This is a genomic window from Micromonospora sp. CPCC 205558, from assembly GCF_036902955.1.
Taxonomy (GTDB): domain Bacteria; phylum Actinomycetota; class Actinomycetes; order Mycobacteriales; family Micromonosporaceae; genus Micromonospora.
Genome location: NZ_JBAKHR010000013.1, coordinates 77,378 through 102,644 on the forward strand (window position 1 = coordinate 77,378; position 25,267 = coordinate 102,644).

Annotated in this window: 26 protein-coding genes; 7 read left to right on the top strand and 19 right to left on the bottom strand. The window is 71.1% G+C overall.

What is annotated here, in order from left to right:
• Positions 1-46: 46 nt before the first annotated feature.
• The 5 genes from V6U86_RS17400 to V6U86_RS17420 all read right to left on the bottom strand — a co-directional run bounded on the left by V6U86_RS17400 (position 47) and on the right by V6U86_RS17420 (position 4,106).
• Positions 47-895 (bottom strand): peptidylprolyl isomerase, encoded by an 849-nt coding sequence (locus V6U86_RS17400; protein ID WP_442934950.1) that lies wholly within the window; start codon positions 893-895, stop codon positions 47-49.
• A 70-nt stretch (positions 896-965) separates the two neighbouring features.
• Positions 966-2,174, bottom strand: coding sequence for a D-alanyl-D-alanine carboxypeptidase family protein (locus V6U86_RS17405; protein ID WP_334504530.1), 1,209 nt, complete (start codon positions 2,172-2,174; stop codon positions 966-968).
• A 47-nt stretch (positions 2,175-2,221) separates the two neighbouring features.
• Complete coding sequence (locus V6U86_RS17410) at positions 2,222-2,458, bottom strand: hypothetical protein (protein WP_334504532.1); 237 nt, start codon at positions 2,456-2,458, stop codon at positions 2,222-2,224.
• A 167-nt stretch (positions 2,459-2,625) separates the two neighbouring features.
• Positions 2,626-3,045, bottom strand: coding sequence for a protein-tyrosine phosphatase family protein (locus V6U86_RS17415; protein ID WP_334504535.1), 420 nt, complete (start codon positions 3,043-3,045; stop codon positions 2,626-2,628).
• Positions 3,046-3,548: 503 nt separating this feature from the next.
• On the bottom strand, positions 3,549-4,106 hold the full coding sequence (locus tag V6U86_RS17420; RefSeq protein ID WP_334504537.1) for a hypothetical protein: 558 nt from the start codon (positions 4,104-4,106) through the stop codon (positions 3,549-3,551).
• Positions 4,107-4,911: 805 nt separating this feature from the next.
• Between V6U86_RS17420 and V6U86_RS17425 the strand changes: the two genes are divergently transcribed.
• Both V6U86_RS17425 and V6U86_RS17430 read left to right on the top strand, forming a co-directional pair.
• A complete protein-coding gene (locus V6U86_RS17425; protein ID WP_203149538.1) occupies positions 4,912-5,253 on the top strand; it encodes a hypothetical protein in 342 nt (113 codons plus the stop codon).
• A complete protein-coding gene (locus tag V6U86_RS17430; protein WP_334504546.1) occupies positions 5,250-5,909 on the top strand; it encodes a nucleotidyl transferase AbiEii/AbiGii toxin family protein in 660 nt (219 codons plus the stop codon). Before V6U86_RS17425 ends, V6U86_RS17430 begins: the two co-directional genes overlap by 4 nt.
• A gap of 259 nt (positions 5,910-6,168) precedes the next feature.
• Here the strand turns inward: V6U86_RS17430 and V6U86_RS17435 are convergent, their stop codons facing one another.
• Positions 6,169-7,071 carry an SDR family oxidoreductase gene (locus tag V6U86_RS17435; RefSeq protein WP_334504548.1) on the bottom strand — a complete coding sequence of 301 codons (903 nt, stop codon included), beginning with the start codon at positions 7,069-7,071 and terminating at the stop codon, positions 6,169-6,171.
• Positions 7,072-7,256: 185 nt separating this feature from the next.
• Between V6U86_RS17435 and V6U86_RS17440 the strand changes: the two genes are divergently transcribed.
• Positions 7,257-9,047 (top strand): bifunctional metallophosphatase/5'-nucleotidase, encoded by a 1,791-nt coding sequence (locus V6U86_RS17440; protein WP_334504550.1) that lies wholly within the window; start codon positions 7,257-7,259, stop codon positions 9,045-9,047.
• Positions 9,048-9,101: 54 nt separating this feature from the next.
• Here V6U86_RS17440 and V6U86_RS17445 read toward each other — a convergent pair whose 3' ends face one another.
• A complete protein-coding gene (locus V6U86_RS17445) occupies positions 9,102-9,275 on the bottom strand; it encodes a hypothetical protein (RefSeq protein ID WP_334504553.1) in 174 nt (57 codons plus the stop codon).
• Positions 9,276-9,358: 83 nt separating this feature from the next.
• Entirely contained in the window at positions 9,359-10,519 is a 1,161-nt protein-coding gene (locus V6U86_RS17450) for a geranylgeranyl reductase family protein (protein ID WP_334504555.1), read from the bottom strand.
• Between the two features lie 147 nt (positions 10,520-10,666).
• Here V6U86_RS17450 and V6U86_RS17455 point away from each other — a divergent pair, with 147 nt between their 5' ends.
• Together V6U86_RS17455 and V6U86_RS17460 are read left to right on the top strand one after the other, a co-directional pair.
• Positions 10,667-10,903: a hypothetical protein gene (locus V6U86_RS17455; RefSeq protein ID WP_334504557.1), complete on the top strand. Its 237-nt coding sequence runs from the start codon at positions 10,667-10,669 to the stop codon at positions 10,901-10,903.
• Between the two features lie 85 nt (positions 10,904-10,988).
• Positions 10,989-12,428, top strand: a complete 1,440-nt coding sequence (locus tag V6U86_RS17460; RefSeq protein ID WP_442934951.1) for an MFS transporter — start codon at positions 10,989-10,991, stop codon at positions 12,426-12,428.
• Between the two features lie 99 nt (positions 12,429-12,527).
• Here V6U86_RS17460 and V6U86_RS17465 read toward each other — a convergent pair whose 3' ends face one another.
• The 4 genes from V6U86_RS17465 to V6U86_RS17480 form a co-directional block, all read right to left on the bottom strand.
• The gene (locus tag V6U86_RS17465) at positions 12,528-13,085 is read right to left on the bottom strand and encodes a hypothetical protein (protein WP_334504561.1); all 558 of its coding nucleotides are present in this window, start codon (positions 13,083-13,085) and stop codon (positions 12,528-12,530) included.
• A 910-nt stretch (positions 13,086-13,995) separates the two neighbouring features.
• Positions 13,996-14,625 carry a hypothetical protein gene (locus tag V6U86_RS17470; RefSeq protein ID WP_334504563.1) on the bottom strand — a complete coding sequence of 210 codons (630 nt, stop codon included), beginning with the start codon at positions 14,623-14,625 and terminating at the stop codon, positions 13,996-13,998.
• Positions 14,626-14,638: 13 nt separating this feature from the next.
• Positions 14,639-16,423: a DUF4012 domain-containing protein gene (locus tag V6U86_RS17475; protein WP_334504565.1), complete on the bottom strand. Its 1,785-nt coding sequence runs from the start codon at positions 16,421-16,423 to the stop codon at positions 14,639-14,641.
• Between the two features lie 98 nt (positions 16,424-16,521).
• A complete protein-coding gene (locus tag V6U86_RS17480; RefSeq protein WP_334504568.1) occupies positions 16,522-17,769 on the bottom strand; it encodes a glycosyltransferase family 4 protein in 1,248 nt (415 codons plus the stop codon).
• A gap of 168 nt (positions 17,770-17,937) precedes the next feature.
• On the opposite strand from V6U86_RS17480, the gene V6U86_RS17485 reads away from it, so the two are divergent.
• Positions 17,938-18,492 carry an arsenate reductase/protein-tyrosine-phosphatase family protein gene (locus V6U86_RS17485; RefSeq protein WP_334504570.1) on the top strand — a complete coding sequence of 185 codons (555 nt, stop codon included), beginning with the start codon at positions 17,938-17,940 and terminating at the stop codon, positions 18,490-18,492.
• On the opposite strand, the gene V6U86_RS17490 is transcribed toward V6U86_RS17485, so the two are convergent.
• Positions 18,473-19,936, bottom strand: coding sequence for a polysaccharide biosynthesis tyrosine autokinase (locus tag V6U86_RS17490; protein ID WP_334504572.1), 1,464 nt, complete (start codon positions 19,934-19,936; stop codon positions 18,473-18,475). The two genes, V6U86_RS17485 and V6U86_RS17490, sit on opposite strands and share 20 nt — an antisense overlap.
• Before the next feature lie 337 nt (positions 19,937-20,273).
• Here V6U86_RS17490 and nhaA point away from each other — a divergent pair, with 337 nt between their 5' ends.
• Entirely contained in the window at positions 20,274-21,632 is a 1,359-nt protein-coding gene (gene nhaA, locus V6U86_RS17495) for a Na+/H+ antiporter NhaA (RefSeq protein WP_334504575.1), read from the top strand.
• Between the two features lie 143 nt (positions 21,633-21,775).
• On the opposite strand, the gene V6U86_RS17500 is transcribed toward nhaA, so the two are convergent.
• The 6 genes from V6U86_RS17500 to egtC all read right to left on the bottom strand — a co-directional run bounded on the left by V6U86_RS17500 (position 21,776) and on the right by egtC (position 25,267).
• Positions 21,776-21,973 carry a hypothetical protein gene (locus tag V6U86_RS17500; protein ID WP_334504577.1) on the bottom strand — a complete coding sequence of 66 codons (198 nt, stop codon included), beginning with the start codon at positions 21,971-21,973 and terminating at the stop codon, positions 21,776-21,778.
• 4 nt (positions 21,974-21,977) lie between these two features.
• The gene (locus V6U86_RS17505) at positions 21,978-22,301 is read right to left on the bottom strand and encodes a hypothetical protein (protein WP_334504579.1); all 324 of its coding nucleotides are present in this window, start codon (positions 22,299-22,301) and stop codon (positions 21,978-21,980) included.
• Positions 22,298-22,660, bottom strand: coding sequence for a DUF1622 domain-containing protein (locus V6U86_RS17510; RefSeq protein ID WP_334504581.1), 363 nt, complete (start codon positions 22,658-22,660; stop codon positions 22,298-22,300). The genes V6U86_RS17505 and V6U86_RS17510 overlap by 4 nt, the downstream gene beginning before the upstream one ends.
• Positions 22,661-22,699: 39 nt before the next feature.
• Positions 22,700-23,287, bottom strand: a complete 588-nt coding sequence (locus V6U86_RS17515; protein WP_334504583.1) for a TMEM165/GDT1 family protein — start codon at positions 23,285-23,287, stop codon at positions 22,700-22,702.
• A gap of 217 nt (positions 23,288-23,504) precedes the next feature.
• A complete protein-coding gene (gene egtD / locus V6U86_RS17520; protein ID WP_334504586.1) occupies positions 23,505-24,470 on the bottom strand; it encodes an L-histidine N(alpha)-methyltransferase in 966 nt (321 codons plus the stop codon).
• A gap of 20 nt (positions 24,471-24,490) precedes the next feature.
• The gene (gene egtC, locus V6U86_RS17525) at positions 24,491-25,267 is read right to left on the bottom strand and encodes an ergothioneine biosynthesis protein EgtC (protein WP_334504589.1); all 777 of its coding nucleotides are present in this window, start codon (positions 25,265-25,267) and stop codon (positions 24,491-24,493) included.

The window sequence follows — 25,267 nt, forward strand, 5'->3', positions numbered from 1 at the left end:
CGGTCGGCGCGGTGAGCGACAGACGGTCACCCACCGCGCCGTACGGTCAGTGGTGGTGGTGCCAGCGGACAGCCTTACGGATGGTCACCGGCAGTGCCGGCGCACCGTCGACCGGTGCCGGGTCCTCGGCGGTCGGTGCCACTCCCCCGGCGGCGATCCGATCCAGGGTGGCCAGGCCGGCCGCGTCCACCTCACCGAAGATCGTGTAATTGGGGCGCAGCGCGGAGTTGGCGTAGACCAGGAAGAACTGGCTGCCGTTGGTGTCCGGCCCGGCGTTGGCCATGGCCAGCACGCCCCGGGCGTACACCCGGCGCTCCCCGGTCGGGTCGGTGGGCGCGGGCGGCAGGTCGGTCGGCAGTTCGTCGCGGTACCGGTAGCCCGGGCCGCCCTCACCGGTTCCGGACGGGTCACCGCACTGCAGCACGCTCAGCGTCGGATACGCGGTGAGCCGGTGGCACCCGGTGCGGTCGTAGAACCGCTTGCCGACCAGGTGCAGGAAGCTCTGCACCGTGCACGGCGCGGCGGCCCGGTCCAGTGTCAACCCGATCGGCCCGTGGTTGGTCGCCAGGTTCACCCGGACGCTGCCCCGGGCCGGGGTGCGTCGCGGGTCGGGTGGCAACGGCACCGGCCGGGCCGCGGGTTCGTCCGGGGTCTCGGTGTACGCGCACGGACCGTGGGTGGTGCGCGGCGGTCGGGTGGCGGGGTCGACAGCGGTGGGCGGCGCGGCGGACACACGCACCGCGTCGGCCGATGGGCCCGGCGCGGCGAGCGCCGTGGCGGACGCACCGACGACAAGCGCCCCGGCGAGCGCGGTCACCCCCGCGAGGCGGGTCAGGGCGCGCACCGGCCGGCGGGGTGCCGCCTCTGCGGGGCGCGGTTCGAGTTCACTCGACACAGGGATCCTCCTGGACTGGTGGTGCCAGAAAGACCGGAGTCTATGGAGGGCAGCGCCCGATGTCGATCCGTCAGGGCAGCCGACGGCGACGCCGCCACAGCAGACCGCCCAACAACGCCACCACCGTCGCGCCGCTCACCGCGGTCACCGACCAGAGCCACCCCGAGCCGGTACGCGCCGGCGCGCTGGCCGCCGCCGGCCGAGGCGCGCCGGGTGCCGCCAACGCGGACGGCGCCGCCGACGGGGTGGCGGTCAGCTCTCCGGGCTCGACCAGCCGGCCCACGGCCGCGTCCCGGGGCAGCGTGAAGCCCCAGTCCAGCAGGGCCGCGCCCTGCTCCCAGCCGCGTACCGGCGCCGACTCGGCACCCAGCAGGGTCACCACCAGCCGCCGCCCGCCGCGCTCCGCAGCCCCCACGTAGGTGTGCCGGGCCAGGTCGGTGAAGCCGGTCTTGCCGCCGAGCGCCCCCGGGTACCGGTAGATGAGTTGATTCTCGTTCTGGATCTCGAAACCCTTGGTACGTTGCGCCGGCTGGGCCGGAATCGACGTCTGCTCGGTCAGCGCGTACCGGCGGAAGGTCGGTTGGGCGAAACAGGCCCGGGCGATCAACGCCAGGTCGTACGCGCTGGTGAACTGCCCCTTGCCGTCCAGCCCGGACGGGGTGACCGCGTGCGTCTGCAGCGCGCCGAGGTGGTGCGCCTGCTCGTTCATGGCGCGTACGCCGGCGGCGCTGTCCGTCCCGCTGCCCAGTCGGGCCAGCGCGTTGGCGGCCTCGTTGCCGGAGTTCAGCAGCAACCCGAGCCAGATGGTCTCGATGGTGTACCGGCCGCCCGCGACCAGGCCCACGGCCGAGGAGCCGGGCTCGATGTTCATGTCCGCCTCGGTGACGGTCACCGTCTGCTTCGGGTCGAGCTTGGGCAGCATCGTGGCCGCCAGCAGGAGCTTCTGCACGCTCGCCGGGGTGCCGTACTCGTGCGGGCCGCAGCCACCGAGCACCTGGCCGCTGTCCAGGTCGGCGACCAGCCACGACGTTGCGGTGATCTTCGGCGGCGCGGCGACGCCGGCCGGCACGACCAGACCGGCCGTGTCGAGCGCCGCGCCGCCGACCATCCGCTGCTCGGGAACGGCGGGCGGCGGCGACGGCCGGGGTGGGCGGGCCGCCCCCGGCACCGGGACGCGGGGGCAGCGCACCGTCGGCGCGGCGGAAGCCCCCGCAGCACCGACCGGCACGGGAGCGAGCAGGACGGCGGACGTCGTGGCCGCCAGCAGCGCACCTCTCATGTGCCCGACCCTAGTCACGGAGATCGCCCGATGGGACGGGATGGCGCTCAACACGCGTCGCCGCGACCCCGCAGGTAGTCGTGCAGGGCGGCACTGCCCCGCAGCCGGCGCAGGCTGCGGGTGTGCAACTCCTGCTCACGGCGGGCCAGTTCGGCGCGGACCCGCTGAGCGCTGCCGGTGGTCCACAGCTCTCCCAGCACCGCTGCGATGACCCCGAAGGGGTACGCGCCGCGCCGCAGCAACGCGATCACCTGCGCGGCAGGTAGCTCCGTCTCGTCGTACACCCGGTAGTTGGTGCCCGGGGCCCGGCCCAGCCCCAGCAGCTCGCGCCGGCGTGGCGGGGGCGTGGCGGCGGCGTGGCGGGGGCGGCGTGGCGGCGGCGTGGCGGGGGCGGCGTGGCGGCGGCGATCTGGCCGGCGCCAGCCGGCGGCCTTCTGGGCGGCGGCGGTGTTCAGCTGACGCGGCGCAGCCAGTGCCGCTGCCAGGGGGTCTCCACCGCCTTCGGGTGATAGCCGGCCCGAACCCACGGCACGGCCCGCTCGACCGGCAGGCCGTCGAGGATCGCCAGGGCGGCCAGCGCCGTGCCGGTGCGGCCCATTCCACCTCGACAGGCCACCTCGACGCGTTCACCGTCGTGCGCCCGCCGCAGCGCCTCCCGCAGGGCGTCGAGGGCTTCGGCGCGGTCGAGCGGTACCCAAAAATCGGGCCACCGGATCCGCCGGTGCGGCCAGGCTGGCTCCGGACCAGGGGCCAGCAGCACGGCGAAGTCGGCGGGCGAGGTCGCGGCGGCGATGCGGCGTCCGCGCACCGTCGCCCCACTGGGGAGTACGAGTACGCCCGACTGCTCGGACCACGGCTGCGCGTCAGTCACCCGCACATTGTGCCGCCACGCTCTGACTGAAGAGCACAGACAGTGCCGCCCCCGGCCTTGTGGGCTGGGGGCGGCACTGGTGTCGGTGTGCAGGTCGCCTCTCGGCGAGTGGCACGACGCGGCTCCAGCCGAACGGTATTCCGCGAGGGCGATATTAGGTGAGGCCCGGGGACACTGAGTCACACCGACACCCTCCACAACCAGCCGGCCCCCCACCTTGTTCCCCGCTCTGCCGCGCCCGCCCACCCTCGCACGGCGTTTCGGCCATGTCCCGGCGAGATCTTGGACAGTTTCCGTTCGCGCAGAACTGTTCGCGCAGAACGGAAACTGTCCAAGATCTCCTGGCAGCCACCGACCGAAGCGCACCATCCGCCTCCGGCGGGCACCCGGCCGCGGGCAACGCTGCCCCGCGGAAACGGAAAGGCCGCTGGCCGGCACCCCGGGTTGCGGGTGCCGGCCAGTGGCCTTTCGTCCTGCGGTCTTGCGGTGGGGTGGTGCGGTGGTCAGCTGTTCCAGTACTGGGCGACGAGGTCGGTGGCCTGCTGCTCCCACTGGGCGTAGGCGTCCGGGTAAGCCGACACCTGCACGGTCTGCGCGGCCTGGGTCAGGGGCATGTCCTGCCACCCGTCGACCTGCTTGAGACCCTTCAGGAACGCGGTCGTGGAGTATTCGGGGTTGGTGATCTGCTCCGGGGTGCCCCAACCCGAGCTCGGGCGCTGCTGGAACAGGCCCAGCGAGTCGTGGTCGTTCATGTCGCCGAGGTGGCCGAGGTTTTCCAGCTTCGACTCCTGCAGGCTCGTCGCGATCGAGATGACCGCGGCCCGCTCGGGCAGGCCGGCCTTCTTCGTCGCGGCGATGATCGCCTTCACGTTCGCGGTCTGCTCGTCGTTCAGGCTGATCCGGGACTGGTCGCCCTGCGGCTTCGGCGCCGACTGCACGGCCACCGCAACGGGCTTGGCATCGGCCGGGTTGGCGTGGGCGGCGATCGGGCCGGCGAACACACCACCGGCGAACGCGAGACCAGCAACGGACAGCATGCTCTTACGGATGATCGTGTTCATGGGGGTAGCTCCTTCGGGGGTAGAACACCCGCGCCGATCGGGGGAACGGCAATCACGGGTGCGAGCACCTCGTCCGGCGCTGCACAAACAAAAGGGGGAAAAGTCTGGGGGGTGACACCTCAGCGGGCGTCGGGGTCGGCGACCTCACGGGCGGAGGGCTCGTGGCGCCGGGTCCCTGTGTAACGACCGCCGGGCCGGGGTCATTCCGGGGTTGGCCCATCCCATCGGGCACCCGAATGGAAGCGGTGCCGTGGTCGGTCGTGGGGGTTGCAACGACCGGGGGGCCGGGGTCATTCCGGGGTCGGCCCATCCCGTCGGGCACCCGAAGGTGCCTGCGGTCGGTCGTGGGGGTTGTAACGACCGGGCCGTGGCTGGCATTCCGACCTGCGTGACCAGCCCTCACGAGCGTGCTGGCGGCAGTCGGTGGTGCTGCGATCCTCAGGGGATGTAACGACCCCGACCCGGCCATGATTCCGGCCCACGAGTGCACCCGACCACACCCCACAAACACCCACCACCGAACAAACCACCCACACGCCACCGGGCCTACGGCATCGAACCGCCCCTCACGAGGGCGATCCACTCGGGTTCACGGAAACCGGGGCATCCAGGACGCCCGGACACCCCGACTTCATGAAACCCGAGTCGATCACGACCGGCCGCGCCGCACAGATCGCGCGAACCGGGCAGGCATCGCGCGAACCGGACAAAAATCGCGCCGAACGGAGGCGAGCAATTACGTCTGGAACAGCGCGCTGGGATCAGGCTGAGCGACACCGGCTCTGGCGGGCGTTACCCTGACACCATGCAGGCCGTCTCCCCCACCGCGACCGGCGTGGCTTTCCTGGCCCGCCCGGGCCGCCCCGCTGTGGTGGCGCGGACGCTCGCCGAGCTGGCCGGCCCCACCCGGGGTGTGGTGGAGCTGCCGGTACGGCTGATGTGGAACGCCGAGCGCACCTTCGACCTCGGCGACCCGGACCAGCTGCTCTGGATGTACGAGAACGTGCTTCGCGAGACCACCCGGGCCGAGGATCTGCGCTCCCTGATCAACGGGCGGACGCTGCGTCGGGTGTGGCGACTGCTCAACCTGCCTCGGGGCGTACGCCAGGCGTGGGAGAGCCGGCACCGCGGCCTGCGCGCGGCGTGATCGGCCCTCACCTGCACGAGTTCTACCGGGAGGTGGCCCGGGTGGCGCTGACCGCCGCCGGGCCGTACCGGTTCGTTCTGGGTGGTGGGGTGGCGTGGGCGGCGCACGGGCTGGTCGCCCGCCCGACGGAGGACGTCGACCTCTTCGCAGACGTGGAGGGTGCTGCGGCAGCGGCGTCCGCGGGGGTGCGCGGGGCCCTGGAGCGTGCGGGGTTCATCGTGACTGACGCCGACCCGGACAGTGAGCTGGCAGAGCTGTTCGACGGGTACGAGCAGGACATGAAGGACTTCGTGGTGAGCCGGGACGGACGGCAGATCCGGCTCAGCCTCGCCCGGCTGGACCGCCAGCAGAGCCCGGTGGTGATGGACCTGGGCCCGGTGATGGACGTCCGTGACCTGGTGGCGAACAAGATCGCAGCGTTGGTCAACCGGCGGGAGGTCCGCGACTTCATCGACGTGGCCGCGGCCCTCGACCACTACGACGTGACCGAGCTGTTGGTGCTGGCACGGCAGGTCGATCCCGCGCTGGACCCGGACGACGTGCGCGCCGCCGGCCGTTACCTGGACCGTCTCTCCGACCAGCGCTTCGGCCGGTACGGCCTGGGCGCCGCCGACGTCGCCGCGATCCGGGAACGCTTCGCCGACTGGCCCCGCTGACCAGCGGGCCGAGCGAACAAGCCGCACCACCATGGGCCGCGCGAACAAACCGCACAACAACGGCCACGCCGACAAGCCGCACCACCAACGGGCCGCACCACCAACGGGCCGCGCGAACAAGCGACGCGAACGAGCGACGCGAACGAGCGACGCGAACGAGCGACGCGAACAAGCGACGCGAACGAGCGACGCGAACAAGCGACGCGAACGAGCCACAGCGCCGGGTGGGCATCGCAGCGGACGCCCAACCGGCGGCAGGTCACTTGGTCGGTCGACCGCCGGTGACCCCCAGGATCTCGCCCGTCACGTAGCTGGATTCCTGCGAGGCGAAGAAGACGTACGCGGGCGCCAGCTCAGCCGGCTGCCCGGGGCGCCCCTGAGGGGTGTCGGTGCCGAACTGCTTCACCTTCTCCTCCGGCATGGTGGCCGGGATCAGCGGCGTCCACACCGGGCCCGGCGCGACCGCGTTGACCCGGATGCCCTGCTCGGCCAGGTCGGCGGCGAGGGCCTTGGTGAAGTTCGCGATCCCCGCCTTCGTGGTGGCGTAGTCCAGCAGTTGCGGCGACGGGTCGAACGCCTGGATCGACGACGTGTTGATGATCGCCGACCCCTCGGCCAGGTGCGGAATGGCGGCCTTGCAGAGCCAGAACATCGCGTACAGGTTGGTCTTGAACACCCGGTCGAACTGCTCGGTGCTGATCCCGAGGATCCCCTTGTCCTGCGACATCTGGTACGCCGCGTTGTTGACCAGGATGTCGAGGCCACCCAGGTCGCGCACCGCCCGGTCGACCAGTTCCTGGCAGTGCTCCTCGTCGGTGATGTCACCGCGTACCGCGATGCCCCGACGCCCGGCGGCCTCGACCAGTCGGATGGTCTCCCGGGCGTCGGCGTCCTCCTCCTCGCCGAGGTAGGAGATGAGCACGTCCGCGCCCTCCCGGGCGAACGCGATCGCGACCGCCCGGCCGATCCCCGAGTCACCGCCGGTGATCAGTGCCCGCTTGCCGTCGAGTTTGCCGCTGCCCCGGTACGACTCCTCCCCGTGGTCCGGTCTCGGGGTCATCTCCCCGGTCGATCCCGGCGCTGACTGCTGCTGTGCGGGCTGACCGGACTGCCCGCCGTACTGGGTGGTCGGGTCCTGCTGGGTGTGCTGGTCCTCGCTCACTGACATCTCCTCGCTGCGCACGGGAAGGGGGGCTCTCCCGCGAATGTCGTCACTGATCGCCCTACCCCGCGCCGAACTGTGGAAACCGCTGCACCCGTCGGGGCTGGCGTGGCAGGAGCGCCAGCTGCTCGTTATGGTGCGCAAGGCGCTCACGAGGCGCGTCCACCCCCATGGAAAGGCATGTCATGACCTCTTCCTCCGGCCCGTCGCGCCGTCAGGTGCTCGTCGCCGCAGCGGCCGCGGCGACCACCCCGCTGATCGCCGCCGCGCCCGCCCAGGCGGCCGGCAAGCCGCAGCCGCGCACCTGGGACCTCACCCTCCTGGGCACGTCGGACACGCACGGCAACGTCTACAACTGGGATTACTACCGAGACGCCGAGTACGACGACAGCAAGCAGAACGACATCGGCGTCGCCAAGCTGGCGACCCTGATCAATCAGATCCGTCGGGAGCGGCGCGGCAAGGCGACGCTGGTGCTCGACGCCGGCGACACGATCCAGGGCACGCCGCTGGCCACGTACTACGCCAAGCAGGAGCCGATCACCGCCACCGGGGAGAAGCACCCGATGGCCCGGGCGATGAACGTCATCGACTACGACGCGGTGACGCTGGGCAACCACGAGTTCAATTACGGTCTGCCGTTGCTGGACCTGTGGATCCGTCAGCTCGGCTTCCCGGCGCTCGCCGCGAACGCCGTCAACGCCAAGACCGGCAAGCCGGCCTTCCTGCCGTACATCATCAAGAAGGTCTCGCTCGGTTTCGCGGCGCCGACCCTGCGGGTCGGCATCCTGGGGCTGACGAACCCCGGTGTGGCCATCTGGGACAAGGGCAACGTCGAGGGCAAGCTGCGCTTCGATGACATGATCGCGACCGCCGCGAAGTGGGTGCCGATCATGCGGGCGCGCGGCGCGGACCTCGTGCTGATCTCCGCGCACGGCGGTGACAGCGGCACCTCCAGCTACGGCCCCGAGCTGCCGAACGAGAACCCCATGGCGCTGATCGCCCAGCAGGTGCCGGGGATCGACGCGATCCTCTTCGGTCACGCGCACAACGAGGTGGTCGAGCGTTTCGTCACCAACGAGCGCACCGGCACGCAGGTGCTGCTCTCCGAGCCGTCGAAGTGGGGCCAGCGGCTCACCCGGATGGACTTCACCCTCGCCCGTGAGCGGGGTCGGTGGACGATCACCAAGAAGGCCGCCACCATGCTGAACACCAACACGGTGGTCGAGGATCCGAAGGTGCTCGCCGTCGTGCGGGCCCAGCACCAGAAGACCGTGGCGTACGTCAACCAGGTGGTCGCACAGTCCACGGTGGAGTTGTCGGCGGCGGAGTCGCGGTACAAGGACACGCCGATCCTGGACTTCATCAACCACGTGCAGACCGAGGTGGTCGGCGCGGCGCTGGCCGGCACCGCGTACGCGGACCTGCCGGTGCTGTCGATCGCGGCGCCGTTCAGCCGGACCGCGGTCTTCCCCGCCGGCGACGTCAAGATCCGCGACGTGGCCGGCCTGTACGTGTACGACAACACCCTTGAGGCGGTCGTGCTCAGCGGGGCCGAGGTGCGGGCCTACCTGGAGTACTCGGCGAAGTTCTTCCGCACCCTGGCGCCGGGCGCCCCGGTCGACCCGGAGCAGATCAGTGACCCGGCCGTGCCCGACTACAACTACGACGTCTTCTCCGGCCTGGACTACGACATCGACATCTCCAAGCCGGTCGGGCAGCGGATCACCCGCCTGGTGCTGGCCGGCACCGACACTCCGGTGGCCGACAACGCGCAGTTCGTGGTGGCGGTGAACAACTACCGGCGCAGCGGCGGCGGCAACTTCCCCGGCATCGTGAAGACCCAGGTCTACAACGCACAGCAGGAGATCCGCCAGCTGCTCATCGACTGGGCGCAGGCTCGGGGGGCGATCGACCCGGCCGACTTCTTCCAGCCCAACTGGCGTCTGGTACGCGAGGGCGTGCCGGTCTTCTGATCGCAGACCGTCGACGGGCCGTGGGTGGCGACACCCGCGGCCCGTCGCGCGTTCTCAGCCCTGCACGTTCCAGCGGATCGGGTCCTCGGACTCCTCCGGCCGGTCGCGACCGGGATCGGTCTCGGTCAGGGCCACCCGCTCGTCGGGACGGACGGCGGGCGGCAACTCCCCGAACCGCACGTGGCGGAGAAACGCATACTCGTCGTCGGTGAACGGCTGCTCGTCCATCGGCGCCTCCTCCTGCTCCGCTGCGATTGTCCGCCAGCCGAAGAGTTCGGCGCCAGTAGCCGCGCGCACACCCGTAAGGCGTCCTAGGATCCTGGGTGAGTGACGGTGGCCTGGCGGGACGGACTGGACAACCGGTCGAGCACCGCGAGGGCGGCCCGGATGGGGCGGCGGCGCAGCATCTCGTCGAAGCTCGCCCGCCCCTGGCAGAACTGAACGAACATCCGCCAGCCCGGCGGGGTCGCCAACAGGGCGTGGAACACCTCCGGACGGCGGGTGAAGACGTCCAGCAGCCGGAACCCCGCCCGCATCTCCGGCAGCAGACGCTCGGCCACCGCCCGCTCGTACCCCGCCAGATCACCGCCCGCGACCGCCGCACCGGCCAGCGCGCCGGAGCGCAACGCGAAGCTGATGCCCTCCCGACTCCACGGCTCCAGCAGCCCGGCCGCGTCCCCCACGACCAGCACCCGACCGGTACGCAGCGGCGAATCCTCCGCGCGACAACGGGTCAGGTGACCGGAGTCGTGCTCCGTCGGCAAGCCGGCCAGACCCAACCGGTCGACGAACCGCCGCAGGTAGTCCCGGGTCCCCTCCCCCGCGCCCCGAGCCGCAATCACACCCACGGTCAATTTGTCGTTTTTGGGGAAGACCCAGGCGTACGAGCCCGGCATGGCACCCCAGTCCAGCAACAGCCGCCCCCGCCACCGCTCCTGCTCCGCCGGCGGCACCGGAATCTCCAACTCCAGACCCAGATCCACCTGCCGGTACCGAACCCCGACGTGCCGGGCGGTCACCCCCGACGAACCGTCCGCCCCGATCACGGCACGAGCCGCGATCGTCGTACCGTCGGCCAACCGCAGGCGTACCCCCTCGGGGTCCTGCTCGATCCCGCGGACCGCGACCCGCTCCCGCAGCTGCGCGCCGGCGGCGACCGCCGCCGCGCGCAGCCGGTCGTCGAACTCCTCGCGGCGCACCATCGTCACCACCGGACTGGCGTTGCGGCGGGTGAACTCCCGACGGCCGTCGCGGGTGAATGTCACCCGGTCCACCCGGTCGTGCGCGGGCACCTCGATCCGATCCTGAACGGCCGCCAGGGAGGTGCCGATCAGACCACCGCCGCAGGTCTTGTAGCGCGGGTGCACGGCCCGCTCGACGACAAGTGTGGAAACGCCCGCACTGGCAGCGGCGTGGGCCGCGGACAGCCCCGCCGGGCCAGCGCCGACGACGACGAGATCCCAAACGATCACGGAAGCAGCCTAGGGCACCACCGGTGGTCGACCGGCGGACCCGCCCGCCGTCGCGACCGCCCGATCGGGTGCGCATCTTCGGGCACCGAGGGGGTAACCGGCGCACGGCAACCGCCACCGCAGTGGCGGACGAGCAAAGGAGGAACCATGCAGCAGGTGCAACTGTCGGAGGCCGAGCAACGGGTATACCAGGCGGTCACCGTCCTCGAGGCACGCGGACAGGTGCCCTACCCGGACCTGATCGCTGAGGAATCCGGATTCACCGAGGAGCAGGTGGGCAGCCCCCTGCACCTGCTCACCGAGAAGGGCCTGCTGCACCGCGAGGACTCACCTATGGCCGGCCTCGACTTCGGTCCCCGGTTCTGCGCCCGCCAGATGGCGTGATCCGCGGAGCCAACCGGCACGGTTCGCCCCCCGAAGATCCGGGTAGCGGTCGACAATGCATGACCGAGGGTCGACGGGGGGCACGATGAGCGCGGCGCAGCCGCCGCAGCCGGTGAGCCCGGCCGAAAACCGACATCGCTGGCAGGCGGTCGGCGTCGGACTGGTCGCCGCGTTCATGACGCTGCTCGACGTGAGCATCGTCAACGTCGCGGTGCCGTCCATCGACCGGGCGCTGCACGCGTCGTCGAGCGACCTGCAGTGGATTCTCTCCGGGTACGCGCTCACCTTCGGCCTGGCGCTGGTGCCCGCCGGTCGCTTCGGCGACGCCCGCGGTCGGCGCAACGCGTTCGTCTTCGGCATCGCGCTGTTCACCATCACCAGCGCGCTCGCCGGCCTCGCCACCTCCCCGACGTGGCTGGTCATCGCCCGACTACTGCAGGGCGCCGCCGCCGGCATCGTCAACCCCCAGGTCATCGGGCTGATCCAGCAGCTGTTCCGCGGCCCCGAACGCGCCCGTCCATTCGGGCTGCTCGGCGCCACCATCGGCATCTCCACCGCCGTCGGGCCGCTGCTCGGCGGCCTGCTCATCGCCATCGGCGGCGAGGAGCACGGCTGGCGCTGGGTCTTCTTCGTCAACGTGCCGGTCGGTGTCCTCGCGGTGATCCTCGGCTGGCGGTTGCTGCCCGGCCGCCCCACCGGTCAACCCGGCTGGCGGCGACTCGACCCCGTCGGCGTCCTGCTGCTCGGCATCGGTGTGGTCCTGGTTCTGTTGCCACTCGTGCAGGAACAGCAGTGGCGGACCCCCTGGAAGTGGGCGCTCATCCCCGTCGGCCTGGCCGTGCTGGTCGCCTTCGGGCTCTGGGAGCGACGGTACGCACGCCACCACGAACCCCTGTTCGACCTTCGACTGTTCAACTTCCAGTCGTACACCCTGGGCTCGCTCCTGGCGCTCGTCTACTTCGGTGGCTTCACCGCGATCTTCTTCATCTTCACCCTGTTCCTGCAGATGGGTCTCGGCTACAGCGCGCTCGTCGCCGGCCTGGCCATCACCCCATTCGCCCTGGGATCGGCTGCCGCCGCCGTGCTCGGTGGTCGCATCGTCAACCGCTTCGGCCGACCACTGGTCGCCATCGGTCTGCTCACCGTGGTGGTCGGACTGGCCGCGACGGTGATCGGGCTGCACCTCGCGCCGGACGCCCCAGCGCCCTGGGTCACCGCCGGCCCGCTCCTCGTCGCCGGCATCGGCAGCGGGCTGGTAATCGCCCCCAACCAGACGATCACCCTCTCCGAGGTGCCGGTAGGGCAGGCCGGCAGCGGCGCGGGCATGCTCCAGACCGGCCAACGGATCGGCGCCGCAGCTGGCATCGCCGCCGTCGGGTCGCTGTTCTTCTCGTCGCTGTCCGACAGCCGCGGCGACTGGACCACCGCCTTCGAACGGTCCCTGATGCTCGCCACCGGCATCATCGCGCTCGCACTGGCCGTCGCGCTGATCGACATCGGACGCACCCACAAGCACAAGAGCTGACCGGGGTGCCGGCCAGCGGCGTTTCGTCCTGCGGTCTTGCCGTGCTGCCGTGCGGTGGTGCTGTCGTGCGGTGGTGCGGTGGTGCTGTCGTGCGGGTGGTCAGCTGTTCCAGTGCTGGGCGACGAGGTCGGTGGCCTGCTGCTCCCACTGGGCGTAGGCGTCCGGGTACGCCGACACCTGCACCGTCTGCGCGGCCTGGGTCAGGGGCATGTCCTGCCACCCGTCGACCTGCTTGAGACCCTTCAGGAACGCGGTGGTGGAGTACTCGGGGTCGGTGATCTGCTCCGGCGTGCCCCAACCACTGGACGGGCGCTGCTGGAACAGGCCCAGCGAGTCGTGGTCGTTCATGTCGCCGAGGTGGCCCAGGTTCTCCAGCTTCGACTCCTGCAGGCTCGTCGCGATCGAGATGACCGCGGCCCGCTCGGGCAGGCCGGCCTTCTTCGTCGCGGCGATGATCGCCTTGACGTTGGCGGTCTGCTCGTCGTTCAGGGTGATCCGGGACTGGTCGCCCTGCGGCTTCGGCGCCGACTGCACGGCGACCGCAACGGGCTTGGCATCGGCCGGGTTGGCGTGGGCGGCGATCGGGCCGGCGAACACACCACCGGCGAACGCGAGACCAGCAACAGACAGCATGCTCTTACGGAAGATCGTGTTCATGGGGGTAGCTCCTTCGGGGGTAGAACACCCAACCGCCCAACACGGGGGACAAGCGGCCGGGTGTGAGCACCTCGTCCGGCGCTGCACAAACAAAAAGGGGGAAAAGTCTGGAGGGTGACACCTCAGCGGGCGTCGGGGTCGGCGACCTCACGAGCGGGAGGCTCGCGGCGCCAGGTCCCTGTATAACGACCGCCGGGCCAGGGTCATTCCGGGGTTAGCCCATCCCGTCGGCACCCGAATGGAAGCGGCGCCGTGGTCGGTCGTGGGGACTGCAACGACCGGGTGGAGGCTGGCATTCCAACCTGCCGGACCGCCGTCCCGCACCCGTGAAGGCCGGGCAGGCGATCGGTGGTGCTGCGATCGTCAGGGTGTGTAACGACCCCGGGCAAGCCATGATTCCGGCCCACCGGTGCACCCCGTCACACCCCACAACCACCCCTGACCGGACAAACCGCCCAGCTCAGGTCGGACCGGCGGTGCCAAATCGACCCTCGCCCGGGTGATCCACTTGGATTCATGAAAGCCGGGGGATCCGGGACGGGCCGGGACAGCCCGACTTCATGAGACCCGAGTCGATCACGAACGGGCTGGCCGCACGAAGTCGCGCAATGCGGACAAATTTCCCTGGGCCGCCTGGAAACGCCGCCTCATAGGAAGGCCGGCGCTCGACGGCCGCGCTGAAGGCCGCGCTGAAGGCCGGCGCAGGAAGTCGGCGCAGGAAGTCGGCGCAGGAAGTCGGCGCAGGAAGTCGGCGCAGGAAGTCGGCGCTGGAAAGACCTTCGCAGGCACGGCCAGCGCTGGCACGACCGGCGCAGGCACGACCGGCTCTCTCTGGACGGGCTGGCGCCCGTCGGAGTGTTCCGACGGGCGCCAGCTTCCGTGCGATCCGGGCACAGCCCGGTGGTGTTGACTAGTGCGCCGCACCACCGAAGCGCTGGCGGCGACGCCAGGCCAGGGTCAGCAGCAGCATGACCGCTCCGGCGCCGACCAGGCCGCCGCCGAGCTTCATGGGTGTGCCGAGGCTGTCACCCGTGACGGGCAGCGGCTGCTTCTTGTGCAGCACCTGCAGCTCCGTGCTGGCGCGCCGGTCGGAGTCCCGACCGGTGGCGGTGAAGGTCAGCAGACCCGTCACCGACGGCTTGTAGCTCTTGGTGAAGCGGCCCTCGGCGTTGGTGAACGCCGTGAAGTTCAGGGGCGCGCTCGCCTGGTACGCCACCGGCTTCATGGCGACGGTGGTGCCGTCGCTACGACGCGCCGGCGCCTGACCTGCCGCCGGGGCGGCCAGCGGAGCCACCGTCACCGAGATGTCGACGATCTCGTTCGGGCCGAAGTTGGTACCGGTCAGCAAGACCGTCTCGCCGAGGAAGATCGCCGGTCGGTTGACGGTCAGCGACGCGACGGTCGGCGTGTACGGCGGCGGTTGGGTCGGATCGGTGGTCGCGCTGGGCGTCGGCTGCGGCTGTGCCGCCCCCGCTGCCGTCGGCACGGCTACCACGGCCAGGCCGACCGTGAGCGCCATGATGATGCGGGATAGCCGCATGATTGGTTCCCTCCTACTGATCACAGCTTGGTGCGGAATGAACTTGGGTGGTCCATGGGCTGGCGGTGGGGGTCAGCCACAGCTCGGCCTGCCCGACGCCGGTCTTGGCCGTCAGCACGGTGACCTCCAGCGCCCTCTCGGCACCGGGGCCGACATCCACGCTGGCCGTCGCCACCTGACGGCGGCGTTCGGTGCCGCTGCCCAGCGCCGTCTCGACCCCATCGAGCCGGGCTTCGAGCACCGCTCCACCAGCCGGGCTGAAGATCGACACCAACGTGCGTACGGTGTACGGATCACCGGCCAGGCCGAGGCCGAGGACCGACTTGCTGAGGCCGGACTTCGGCGCCGTCGAGCGGAGGGTCACCCGCAGCCGGAGCTCACGGCGGCCGTCGGGCCGGCATTCGCCGACCGTCAGGTTCGCCGCCGGCCGCAGGTAGTAGCCGAGCTTCGCGCCGCTGCCGTCGTTGAGGAAAACGCCGACCGTCGGCACGGTGTCCTGTTCTGGAAGCGTCCCGGCCATCCGGCTGTCGCCGAATGTCCGCTGTTCCTCAGGTCGGGCACTCCAGAACAATATCCGGCGTTCGGTGATAGCACGGTCAAATGCGGACAACAACACCTTCGGGTTGACATTCTTCTTGAAAAAGGCGTCGAACACCGCTGCCGCCGAGGCCGCGAAGAACTCGTCCTGCTGCTTGATGTCCAGCCGCTGGTAGCTGTCGTTCAGCAGGGTCTGCACGACCTTCTCGCTGGCGAGCGGCACACCACCGGGCACCAGCACCGGGCCGGTCGCCTTGAGTAGGTAGGACAGCACCACCGGATCGACTGCGAGCACGCCGTCGACAGTGATGCTGGTCTTGCGCCGGAACATCTCGCGGTACAACTTGGCGGCGGTCGGGAAGTGCGGAGACAGATTGACGTCGGCCGGGTAGATGCCGGGCAGGTCGGTCCAGAGGGCCCGAGTCTCGGCGGGCACCTCCAACGCCGGGTTGAACAGGCCAAGCGCGGCACTGCTGCCCTGCTTGCCCATCTTCACGGTGCCGTTGTCGGCCTCGATCATCGCGTACGCGCCGAACATGCCGCCGGTCGCGCGCAGTTCGGCGAGATTCTGCGAGACGAGCAGGTAACGGCGTGGACCGTTCGCGCCGAGCAGCGGCGGCAGCAGACGGGCTCCCTGGTCGGCGGCCGTGGTGAGGCTGGCCAGCCGGTCGATCTCGGCACGCAGGTCGGTCAGCGCCTGCCGAATCTGGCTGACCAGCCGGTCGGCGGGCACCGCAGCCAGGTCCCGGCGGGTGCGCTGGACCGACTCGTGCACCTGGGTCAACTCGGCGGAGACGGCGGTAAGTCGGCCCAGGTCCAGCCGGCCACCGGTCGGCACCAGGCTGGTCAGGTCCGTACGGAGCAGGGTCGGGAACGCCTTCCGGGCCAGGTCGTCGATGGCGATGGCGATCTGCCGGACGGCGTCGAGGTCGTCGCCGGCGATCGGCGTAAGCCGGCCGAGCCGCCAGCTCGGGTCGGCCGTCGCGGCTCGGGCGGCACCTGCCTGCTCCTGAAGCGCGGCGAGGGTCCGCAGCGCGCGGTCACTGTCCCCACCGACCACCTGGGCGCTCAACTCCCGCGCCAGCCCAGCGGCGTTGAGCAGGTGAGCGCGCGCCTGCCAACCGCGGAAGCCGATCCATCCGCCGGTCGCCAGCAGCAGTGAGCCGACTACCAGGACGCCGAGGAGGGCCCGTCGCAGTCGGGCACGCCGACGACGCCGGGACCGGCTTCGCCGCCGGGTCGGTCGTTCGCTCTCCGTCACACCACACTCCCGTTCGCGGAATCGGACAGAAGGTCGATTCCCTGACGTTCTTAGCACGCCTTAGGGAAATTCGTACCGTTATTGGGGTCGTTGCCCTTTTAATGAGCCTTATTCGCGGTTCCGTGCAGACTGGGCGCGGCTCGTCCGGCCGCCTCGTGCAACAGCCGTTCGATCTGGTCCACGCCAGCGGGCAGTGACATCTCCCGCAGGTACGCGGCCCGCCCTCGACGCCCCATTTCGGTGCGGGTCGGCGGCGCGATGGTGGCGGCCAACCAGAACCGGTCGGCCAGCGCCGCCCAGTCCTCCGGTGGGCAGGACAACCCAGCCCGAGCCCGTTCGACCAGCTCGGCCGTGTCCCCGCCGGCCGAGGCGATCACCGGCGCGGCGCAGGAGAGTGCGGCCTGCAGCTTGCCGGGCACCGTGCCGCGCAGCTCCGGAAGGTCGCGCGACATGACCAGCTGGTAGTCGGCGGCGGCGTACAGCTCGGGCATGTCGACCGGCGACCGCCGCTCCAGGAAGCGGACATTGTCCGCGCCCAGCTCGGCGGCGAGCCCCCGCACCCGCCGCTCCGCCGCACCCGAACCGACCAGGACCAGATCCATCGTCCGGTCCAGCGCCGCGGCCGCCCGGACCGCGGTTTCCAGCCCCTGCCGCGCCCCGATGGTCCCGGCGTGCATCACCACGCACCGACCGTCCCGACGGACCAACTGGCGGGCCGCCGCGCCGGGCGTCGCCGGGTGGAAGATCCGCTCGTCGGTCCAGTTCAGCACCAGCTGGACCCGGGCCGGGTCGGCGCCGGCGGCGACCACCAGGTCCCGCATCGACGGCGCGGCGACCGCGATACGCGCCGCGGTCCGGTAGATCCGGGTCATCGTGCTGCCCAGCCGTGCCACCCAGCGCCCTTCGCTCCCCTCTTCCGCGCCGTCGCGAGCCCAGACGTCCTGCACGTGCAGGACCGCCGGCACTCGCCCAAGCAACCGGAGCACCCCGGCTGCGGCGAACGTCGTCGCCGGGAGTTGAAAGACGTACAGCGCGTCGATGCCGCCCAGGAAGCGGCGGGCGACCAGCCCCGCGCTGCCGGCGAAGGAGAGGTAGTTGGCCATCCGGCCACCGACGGACGCGGCGCCCCCGGGGTAGCGGGGCACCCGCCGGACGCTGAGCCGTTGACTGTGCGTCTCGTGGTGCCACCGCTGTCGCCAGCCGGGATAGACGTGCCCGCCGGGGTAGTCCGGAAAGCCGGTGAGGACCCGTACCTCGTGCCCGCGCGCAGCCAGCTCCTCGGCGAGGCTCCCGGGGATGAACGCCGGCTCGGGCGGAAAGTGGTACGACAGGATGCCGATCCTCACCGGTTCACCCCCGTCCGACGCGGATCGGCGTCGGCCGGCGCGGCACCACGGCCGGTGGGCGTGCGGCCCGCGTACGATGCCGACAACCCCTCCCCGCGCGGCCACCGGCGTCGACGCACCGACCTCGCGGTGCGAGCACCCCGGTCCGCACCGATGAGAGGGGCACCGATGCCTGATCGCGTGTTGTTCGTCTGCCACGCCAACCTGTGCCGGTCGCCGATGGCCGAGTACCTGGCCCGTCGGTTGCTGGCCGACCGACCCGTCGAGGTGGCCAGCGCCGGCACCGACGCGATCGACGGGCTGGGGATGCACCCGTACGCCATGGAGGTCGCGACCGAGAGCGGCGCGGACCCGGCGGCGTTCCGGACCCGGGTGCTGCGCCCCGAGTATCTGGTCGACGCCACGCTCGTGCTGACCGCGACCCGACGCCAACGTTCGGTCTGCACCTCGTTGGCGCCGGGAGCGCTGCACCGGACGTTCACGCTGCGCCAGTTCGGCCGGCTGGCCGCCGCGGCCGAGCCGCCCGCCGAGTTGGCCGACGACCCACTGGGGGCGGCGATCGCCGCCGCCGCCCAGGCCCGGGGACGGCTGCAACCGGCAGCCCCGGACGCGGACGATCTTCGAGACCCGATCGGCGGCACCGCAGCCGACTTCCGACTCTGCGCCGAGGAGATCGAACGGTCGCTGCGACCCCTCGCCGCGCTCATCGGGGCAGCCGGGTGAGTTCCTGGGTATGGTCGGCGACGCCGTTGACCCCGGTGCTGGTCTCGCTGTGCCGGCCGGACGCGGCCCGGTCGGCCGGCACCGACGCTCCGGCCGTCGAGGCGACCACCCGGTAGGCCTCGTACTGGTACGCCTCGGTCTTGGCCACCTTGGCCATGTTCAGCACACAGCCGAGCAGCCGGACCGAGACCGAGTGCAGTGACCGGGCCGCCGCGGCGACCTGGGCCCGCGAGGTACGGCCCTGCTGCGTCACCAACAGAGCGCCATCGGCCTGCACGGCCACCACCACGCCGTCGGTCACCGCGAGCAGGGGCGCGGTGTCGATGATCACGATGTCCGCCGACTCGCGCAGGGCCAGCAGCAGGTCCGACATGGCCTTGGAGCCGAGCAGCTCGCTCGGGTTCGGCGGGGCGGACCCGCTGGGCAGCACCAACAGCGACTTGTCTCCCCAGCGCTGCACGACGTCGCCCACCTTCACGTCGCCCACCAGCACGTCGGTGAGGCCGACGCCGGCGTCCAGGCCCAGGTAGTCGTCGACCTTCGGGCGACGCAGATCCGCGTCGACCAGCAGCACCCGCCAGCCCGCCTCGGCCAGCGCGATCGCCAGGTTGCAGGAGAGCGTGGTCTTGCCCTCGCCCTGCAGGGCACTGGTCACCGCGATGACCCGGGCCGGCTCGTGGACGTCGACGAAGCGCAGGTTGGTCCGCAGCTTGCGGACCGCCTCGGCGCGCGCCGAGGTCGCGGCGTCGCCCACGATGAGTGGGGCGCTGCGGGCGTTGCCCTCGAACGGAATCTCACCGAGCAGCGGGCTGCCGGTGGCGCGTTGCAGTCCGGCGGCGTCGCGCAGTCGGACGTCGGCGACGCCCCGCAGGATCGCCAGACCGATGCCGAGGATCAGGCCTGCCAGGCCACCCAGGGTGAGGTTGCGGACCGGCTGCGGCGAGACGGGGTTGGCGCTGACCCGCGGGCCACTGACCACTTCGATCTTGACGGGCGCCTTGCCTTCCGGCGTCGTCTCGACCTTCTGGACAAGTTCGACGAACTTGTTGGCGAGGGTCTCCGTCACCCGCAACGCGCGGGTCTGATCGGTGTCGGTGACCGACGCCCGCAGCAGAACGGTGCCGGTCTCGGTGGAGGTGCTCACCCGGCGCTGCACCTCGTCCGCGGTGAGGCCGACCGGAGTCTCGGCCACCACGCTCTGCGCCAGCCGGTCGCTGCTGAGCAGGTCGGCGTACGACTTGACGCGCTGTTGGAGGAAGAGCCCGCCCTGGTAGGCGTCGGTGACGCCTGAGTTGGGGGTGGTAACGAAGAAGGTCACCGAGGCGACATACCGGGGTTGGGCCCGTACGGTCAGGAACGCCGAGATGCCCAGGGCCACCATGACCGTGACCAGTGCGACCCACCAGTGCCGACGCACGTGGCGCAATTGGCGGAGCAGGTCCATCAGGAGCGCCTCCGTGTCGGTCCGGTTACGCCAAAGAACTTCACGAAAACCCCCAAGGTCGTCTCTAAACTCGTGAAACCATTAAAGCGGCTCATACGGCTTATGTCCGGAGTTATGTGTTTTCCGGTGGCGTGATGTGCACCCGCATGACCAACCCGACAAACACCCATTCGGCTGCGGCGACAACGGGGAAAAAGTCGGAGGCCGATCGGATGGCATCCGATCAGCCCAGCGGTCACGCCGACCGAGCCACCGGATAGGGTCGACAGCGGTGTGCCGGGAAGCCTGGTCGGCGAGTGGATTTTTGCCATCCCGACTCCCCTAGGTGAGCCCACAGATGACCCGCCACACCCCACCATCGGGGCCGCGTCCGCCGAAGCTCCGACTGCTCTCCCGCTCGTCCTGGCCGGAGGCCCGGCACCTGGCCGACGTCCTGCGTACCGAGACCGTCGGTGGCGCCCTGCTGCTGTCGGGCGCCGTGATCGCGCTGATCTGGGCCAACTCCCCGTGGTCCGACTCCTACAACCGGCTCGGCCACGTCGTGCCCTGGCCCGGCGCGCCCTGGCACCTCGACCTGGACGTGGCCACCTGGGCGGCGGACGGCCTGCTGGCCATCTTCTTCTTCGTGGTGGGCCTGGAGCTCAAACGGGAGTTCATCGCCGGTGAACTCCGCGACCCGCGCCGGGCCGTGCTGCCGGTGGCGGCCGCACTCGGCGGGATGCTGCTGCCGGCGCTGATCTACCTCGCGGTGGTGCTGAGCGCGGGCGGGGACGGCCTGCGCGGTTGGGCCATTCCAACCGCCACCGACATCGCCTTCGCGCTCGCCGTGCTCGCCGTGGTCAGCTCACATCTGCCGCAGGGCCTGCGCGCATTCCTGCTCACCCTCGCGGTGGTCGACGATCTGTTCGCGATCACCATCATCGCGATCTTCTACACCGCCGACTTCCATCCCCTTCCGCTGCTCGCCGCGTTGGCGCCGATCGGGCTCTTCGCGGTGCTGGTGCAGCGCGGGCGTACCTGGTGGTGGGCGCTGATCCCCCTCGCGGTCGCCGCCTGGACGCTGGTGCACGCCTCCGGCGTACACGCCACGGTGGCCGGTGTCCTGCTCGGCTTCACCGTCCCGGTGCTCGCCCGCCGACCGGCGGGCGGCGACCAGGCGGCCACCGGCGACGCGGAAGCGGGCGAGGGTGGCCTCGCCGCACAACTGGAGCATCGCTGGCGGCCGGTGTCGGCCGGCCTCGCCGTGCCGATCTTCGCCCTGTTCGCCGCCGGGGTCACCCTGCGCGGCACCGACCTGGGCGCCCTGTTGAGCGACCCGATGGTGATCGCCATCGTCGCCGGTCTGGTGTTCGGCAAGAGCGTCGGCATCTTCGGCTCGACGTACCTGCTGGCCCGGTTCACCCGCGCCGAACTGGACGAGGGCGTCACCTGGACCGACCTGCTCGGAATCGCCCTGCTGGCCGGCGTCGGGTTCACCGTCTCGCTGCTCATCGGCGACCTGGCCTTCGGATCCGGCAGCACGGCCGACGACCGGGTCAAGGTGGCCGTGCTGCTCGGCTCGGTGATCTCCGCTGGGCTGGCCGCCGCGGTCCTCACCCGCCGCAACGCGGCGTACCGGAGGATGGCGGATCGGGAGCGGCTGGACGCTGACGGGGACGGCGTACCCGACGTCTACCAGCACCCCGACGGCCGATGACGGCGCCGGCGCGGGCCGAGGTGGACGCGAGCGCCGAAGGGCCGGCGCGGCCCGACCAGCCGCGCCTGCACCGCACTGCTCCCGGTCGGCCCATCGGCGGCCAGCGCGGGTTCGCCGTCGCGCCACACCGCGCGGGCCTGTGCTCAGTGGCGACGTTCGGCGGGCGGTAGGTCCTCGGTCTCCTCGACCAACGCCTCGGCGGCCGGCTCGGTGAGGTCGTCGCCCGGCACCGCCACCGCCTCGACGCGATCCTGCTCGTCGGGCTTTCCGCGAGGCGGCGGCTCCGGGGCGGTGGCACCGCCGGCGAAGCCGTACTCGTTCGGTTCGTCGTGCCGGCCCATGTGGTCATCCTCCCGATCTACCGATTTCACCTGTCGACGCCAACGGTAGGTGGTGATCGTCGTCGGCGCAGCGGGCCCGGGATTGTCGGCCGGACCACGGCGGTGGCGTGCTCAGCGCCGCCCCGAGCAGCTGGCGCAGGGCGATGATCGCCACCGCGCCGGCCAGGCCGCTCCAACCCGGGTCGCCGGCGAGCCGGAGCAGACCGGCCGCGATGAGCAGGTCCAGCAGGACGCGGACGCCGCTGCGCAGCGCCCGGCTGCTGAGCACCGTGACCACCCCGGCGACCAACGCCAGGGCGGTGACCGCCGTGACCAGGGCACCCGTCATGGCCGACGCTCCCCCTCGGCCACCTGACGTTGCTCCTGACGGATCTCGCGGCCCAGGAAGTAGTTCAACGCCGTTCGGATCGTCGCGATCGCGGCCAGTTGGCCGATCTGCGTGAACGACGGGGACACCGCCGTGCGCAGCACGTCGGCCGCCAGCTGGAATTCCAGGCCGAGGGTCAGAAAGCGACCCAGCGAGAGCCGGATCGGCGTGAAGCGGGCGGCGGTGCGGTGTCGCAGCCCTTCGACCACGAACCGCACCGCCGCCCACACCGCGCCAACGAAGATCACCAGCGCGCCGGCCACCTCCACCACCGCAACCAGCACCTGGTCGCCCTGGCGCAACAACTCGGCCGGGTCCACCCCGGGCCGTTACCCGTCCACGCGGCGGCTAGTCGGCGCTCAGGTCAGCTCGTTCACCGCCTCCAGGATCAGCCAGAGACCGGAGATGGCGAAGAGGATCGCGGCACCGTACTTGATGGCTTTCTCCGGCAGCCGCCGACCGAGCATCCGGCCGACCATGATGGCCAAGGCGTCCGCGGCCACCATGCCGATGGTGGAGCCGAGCCAGGTGCCGAACCAGCCGTACTTGGTGGCGAGCGTGATCGTGGCGAGCATCGTCTTGTCGCCCAACTCGGCGAGGAAGAACGCCACCGACACCGCCACCAGCGCGGTCTTGTTGGTCTTCTCCGCCTTACGCTTCTCCTCCTCGGTGAGTTTGTCCCCGCGCAGCGTCCACGCACCAAACCCGAGGAACGCCACACCAGCCACCAGGGAGATCCACTCGGTCGGCAGCACCGCCCCGAGACCCGCGCCGATGGCGACCGAGGCCAGGTGCACCACCGCGGTGGCGACCGTGATGCCGATCAGCACCGGAATCGGTTTGAACCGCGTGGCGAAAGTCAGCGCCATCAGCTGGGACTTGTCCCCCAGCTCGGCGACGAAGATGACGCCGAAACTGACGACCAGCGCGGCGAAAAATCCCTCCATGACGTCCTTCCCGTTCACGCCGGGAGGAGGTACAGGGGTGCCCTCGACCCGGCTGCAACAGCCTGAGTCGAAGGTCTCGCCCGCCCCGAGAAAACCGGGGCCGCGTGGCCGGATGCGGAACGCACCAGTATGTCGACCACGACATTGGGGGCTACTCCCCTTCGCGTGATCAGCCTATCGGATCACCCACGGGCACGGCCGAGTCGGGTGAACAGGCTCACCGCGCCCGCGCCAGCGTGACACCGAAGAGCGCGTCCGGATCGGTCCAGAACTCCGCGGTGGCGAAGCCGGCGCTGGCCAGCTCCGCGGCGATCCCCTCCGGGTGGAACTTCGCCGAAACCTCGGTACGCAGCTCCTCCCCCGCCGCGAAGTCGACGGTCAGCCCCAGCACCCGCACACTCATCGGCCGGGTAGCCCGCAACCGCATCTCGACCCACTCATTGTCGGAATCCCAGACGGCGACGTGCTCAAAGGCGGCCGGGTCGAAGTCAGCGCCCAACTCGCGATTGATCACGTGCAGCACATTGCGGTTGAACTCAGCGGTGACCCCGGCGGCGTCGTCGTACGCGGGCACGATCACCGACGGGTCCTTCACCAGGTCCGTGCCGAGCAACAGCCAGTCGCCGACCTCCAGCGCGGCGCGCATCGCCGTGAGGAACTCGGCCCGCTCGGCGGGCAACAGGTTGCCGACGGTGCCGCCGAGGAACACCACCAACCGCCGGCCGCCGGTGGGCAGCCGGTCCAGTTGCCGGGTGAAGTCCCCCACGATGCCCCGGACCCGCAGGCGGGGATAGTCGGCGGCGATCTGGGCGGTGGACCCGCGCAGCGCGCTGACCGACACGTCCAGGGGGACGAACGTGCCCAGCCCACCCCGGCGGGTGAACGCGTCCAGCAGCAGCCGGGTCTTCTCCGACGAACCGGAGCCCAACTCGATGAGCGTCTTGGCACCGGTCAGCGCCGCGATGTCGGCAGCGTGCGCGGCCAGCACGGCCCGCTCGGCCCGGGTCGGGTAGTACTCGGGCAGTCGGGTGATCTCCTCGAACAGCTCGCTGCCCCGGGCGTCGTAGAACCACTTCGGCGGCAGCCACTTCGGCCCGGCGCTCAGCCCGGCCCGGACGTCGTCGCGCAGGCCGCGCTCCAGGTCACCCTCTTCGAGGTAGATCTCCAGCGGTTCCGCGGTCATCGGTTCGCTCCTCTGTTCGATCAACCGTTGCGTGTCTGCCCGGCGAGGCGCACCCGGGCCGGCAGTGGACGTACCCGCACCTCGCCCACGGTGGCGACGACAAGGTGCCCCTCCGGCACCGACCGCCACCCGGGCTCCTCGTCATGTGGCTCGGAGGCGAGCAGCACCGAACCCGGTGTCTCGCGGACCGACAACGCGTGCCCTGCCGCGCTGGCCACCACCCGGTGCCCGTCGGTGAGCAGCAGGTTGAGCCGCGAACCGGGAGCGGCGGCGGCGACGTCGGTCACCGTCCGACCGACCGCCTCGGCCGGGTCGGCGCCAGCACGCAACCGATGCCGCACCAGCGCCCAGAGCAACGCCGAGTCGGTGGTGGCGTCCAGGGTGAGCAGATCGCGCACCGGCAGACCGGCGGCGAGCGGCACCACGGCGTCCGGCCAGCCGCGGACCACACCGTTGTGGCTGAACAACCAACGCCCCTCGGCGAAAGGCGCCGCCGCGCCGTCGAGCACCGCCATCCCGACCGTTGCCGAACGCACCGCCGCCAGCACCGCCGCGCTGCGGGTCACCGCAGCGAGCTGGGCGATCGTCGGGTCGCTCCAGATCGGCTGCGCCCGCCGGTACCGCACCGGCTCACCCTCACCCGGGTACCAGCCGACACCGAACCCGTCGGCGTTGATCGTGCCGCCGCCACGCATGTCGCGGGGCGCCCAGGACTGCCGCACCAACGAATGCGGAGGGTCGAACAACAGCTCGGCAAGGGTGACCGGCGGCCCCAGATAGGCCAGGTGACGGCACAT

Bases quoted from the DNA above. Each gene is read 5' to 3' on its own strand.
- V6U86_RS17405 (WP_334504530.1), bottom strand. From the start codon at position 2,174: ATGAGAGGTGCGCTGCTGGCGGCCACGACGTCCGCCGTCCTGCTCGCT.
- V6U86_RS17420 (WP_334504537.1), bottom strand. From the start codon at position 4,106: ATGAACACGATCATCCGTAAGAGCATGCTGTCCGTTGCTGGTCTCGCG.
- V6U86_RS17425 (WP_203149538.1), top strand. From the start codon at position 4,912: ATGCAGGCCGTCTCCCCCACCGCGACCGGCGTGGCTTTCCTGGCCCGC.
- V6U86_RS17440 (WP_334504550.1), top strand. From the start codon at position 7,257: ATGACCTCTTCCTCCGGCCCGTCGCGCCGTCAGGTGCTCGTCGCCGCA.
- V6U86_RS17445 (WP_334504553.1), bottom strand. From the start codon at position 9,275: ATGGACGAGCAGCCGTTCACCGACGACGAGTATGCGTTTCTCCGCCAC.
- V6U86_RS17455 (WP_334504557.1), top strand. From the start codon at position 10,667: ATGCAGCAGGTGCAACTGTCGGAGGCCGAGCAACGGGTATACCAGGCG.
- V6U86_RS17460 (WP_442934951.1), top strand. From the start codon at position 10,989: ATGAGCGCGGCGCAGCCGCCGCAGCCGGTGAGCCCGGCCGAAAACCGA.
- V6U86_RS17465 (WP_334504561.1), bottom strand. From the start codon at position 13,085: ATGAACACGATCTTCCGTAAGAGCATGCTGTCTGTTGCTGGTCTCGCG.
- V6U86_RS17470 (WP_334504563.1), bottom strand. From the start codon at position 14,625: ATGCGGCTATCCCGCATCATCATGGCGCTCACGGTCGGCCTGGCCGTG.
- V6U86_RS17485 (WP_334504570.1), top strand. From the start codon at position 17,938: ATGCCTGATCGCGTGTTGTTCGTCTGCCACGCCAACCTGTGCCGGTCG.
- V6U86_RS17490 (WP_334504572.1), bottom strand. From the start codon at position 19,936: ATGGACCTGCTCCGCCAATTGCGCCACGTGCGTCGGCACTGGTGGGTC.
- nhaA (WP_334504575.1), top strand. From the start codon at position 20,274: ATGACCCGCCACACCCCACCATCGGGGCCGCGTCCGCCGAAGCTCCGA.
- V6U86_RS17500 (WP_334504577.1), bottom strand. From the start codon at position 21,973: ATGGGCCGGCACGACGAACCGAACGAGTACGGCTTCGCCGGCGGTGCC.
- V6U86_RS17505 (WP_334504579.1), bottom strand. From the start codon at position 22,301: ATGACGGGTGCCCTGGTCACGGCGGTCACCGCCCTGGCGTTGGTCGCC.
- V6U86_RS17515 (WP_334504583.1), bottom strand. From the start codon at position 23,287: ATGGAGGGATTTTTCGCCGCGCTGGTCGTCAGTTTCGGCGTCATCTTC.
- egtD (WP_334504586.1), bottom strand. From the start codon at position 24,470: ATGACCGCGGAACCGCTGGAGATCTACCTCGAAGAGGGTGACCTGGAG.
- egtC (WP_334504589.1), bottom strand. From the start codon at position 25,267: ATGTGCCGTCACCTGGCCTATCTGGGGCCGCCGGTCACCCTTGCCGAG.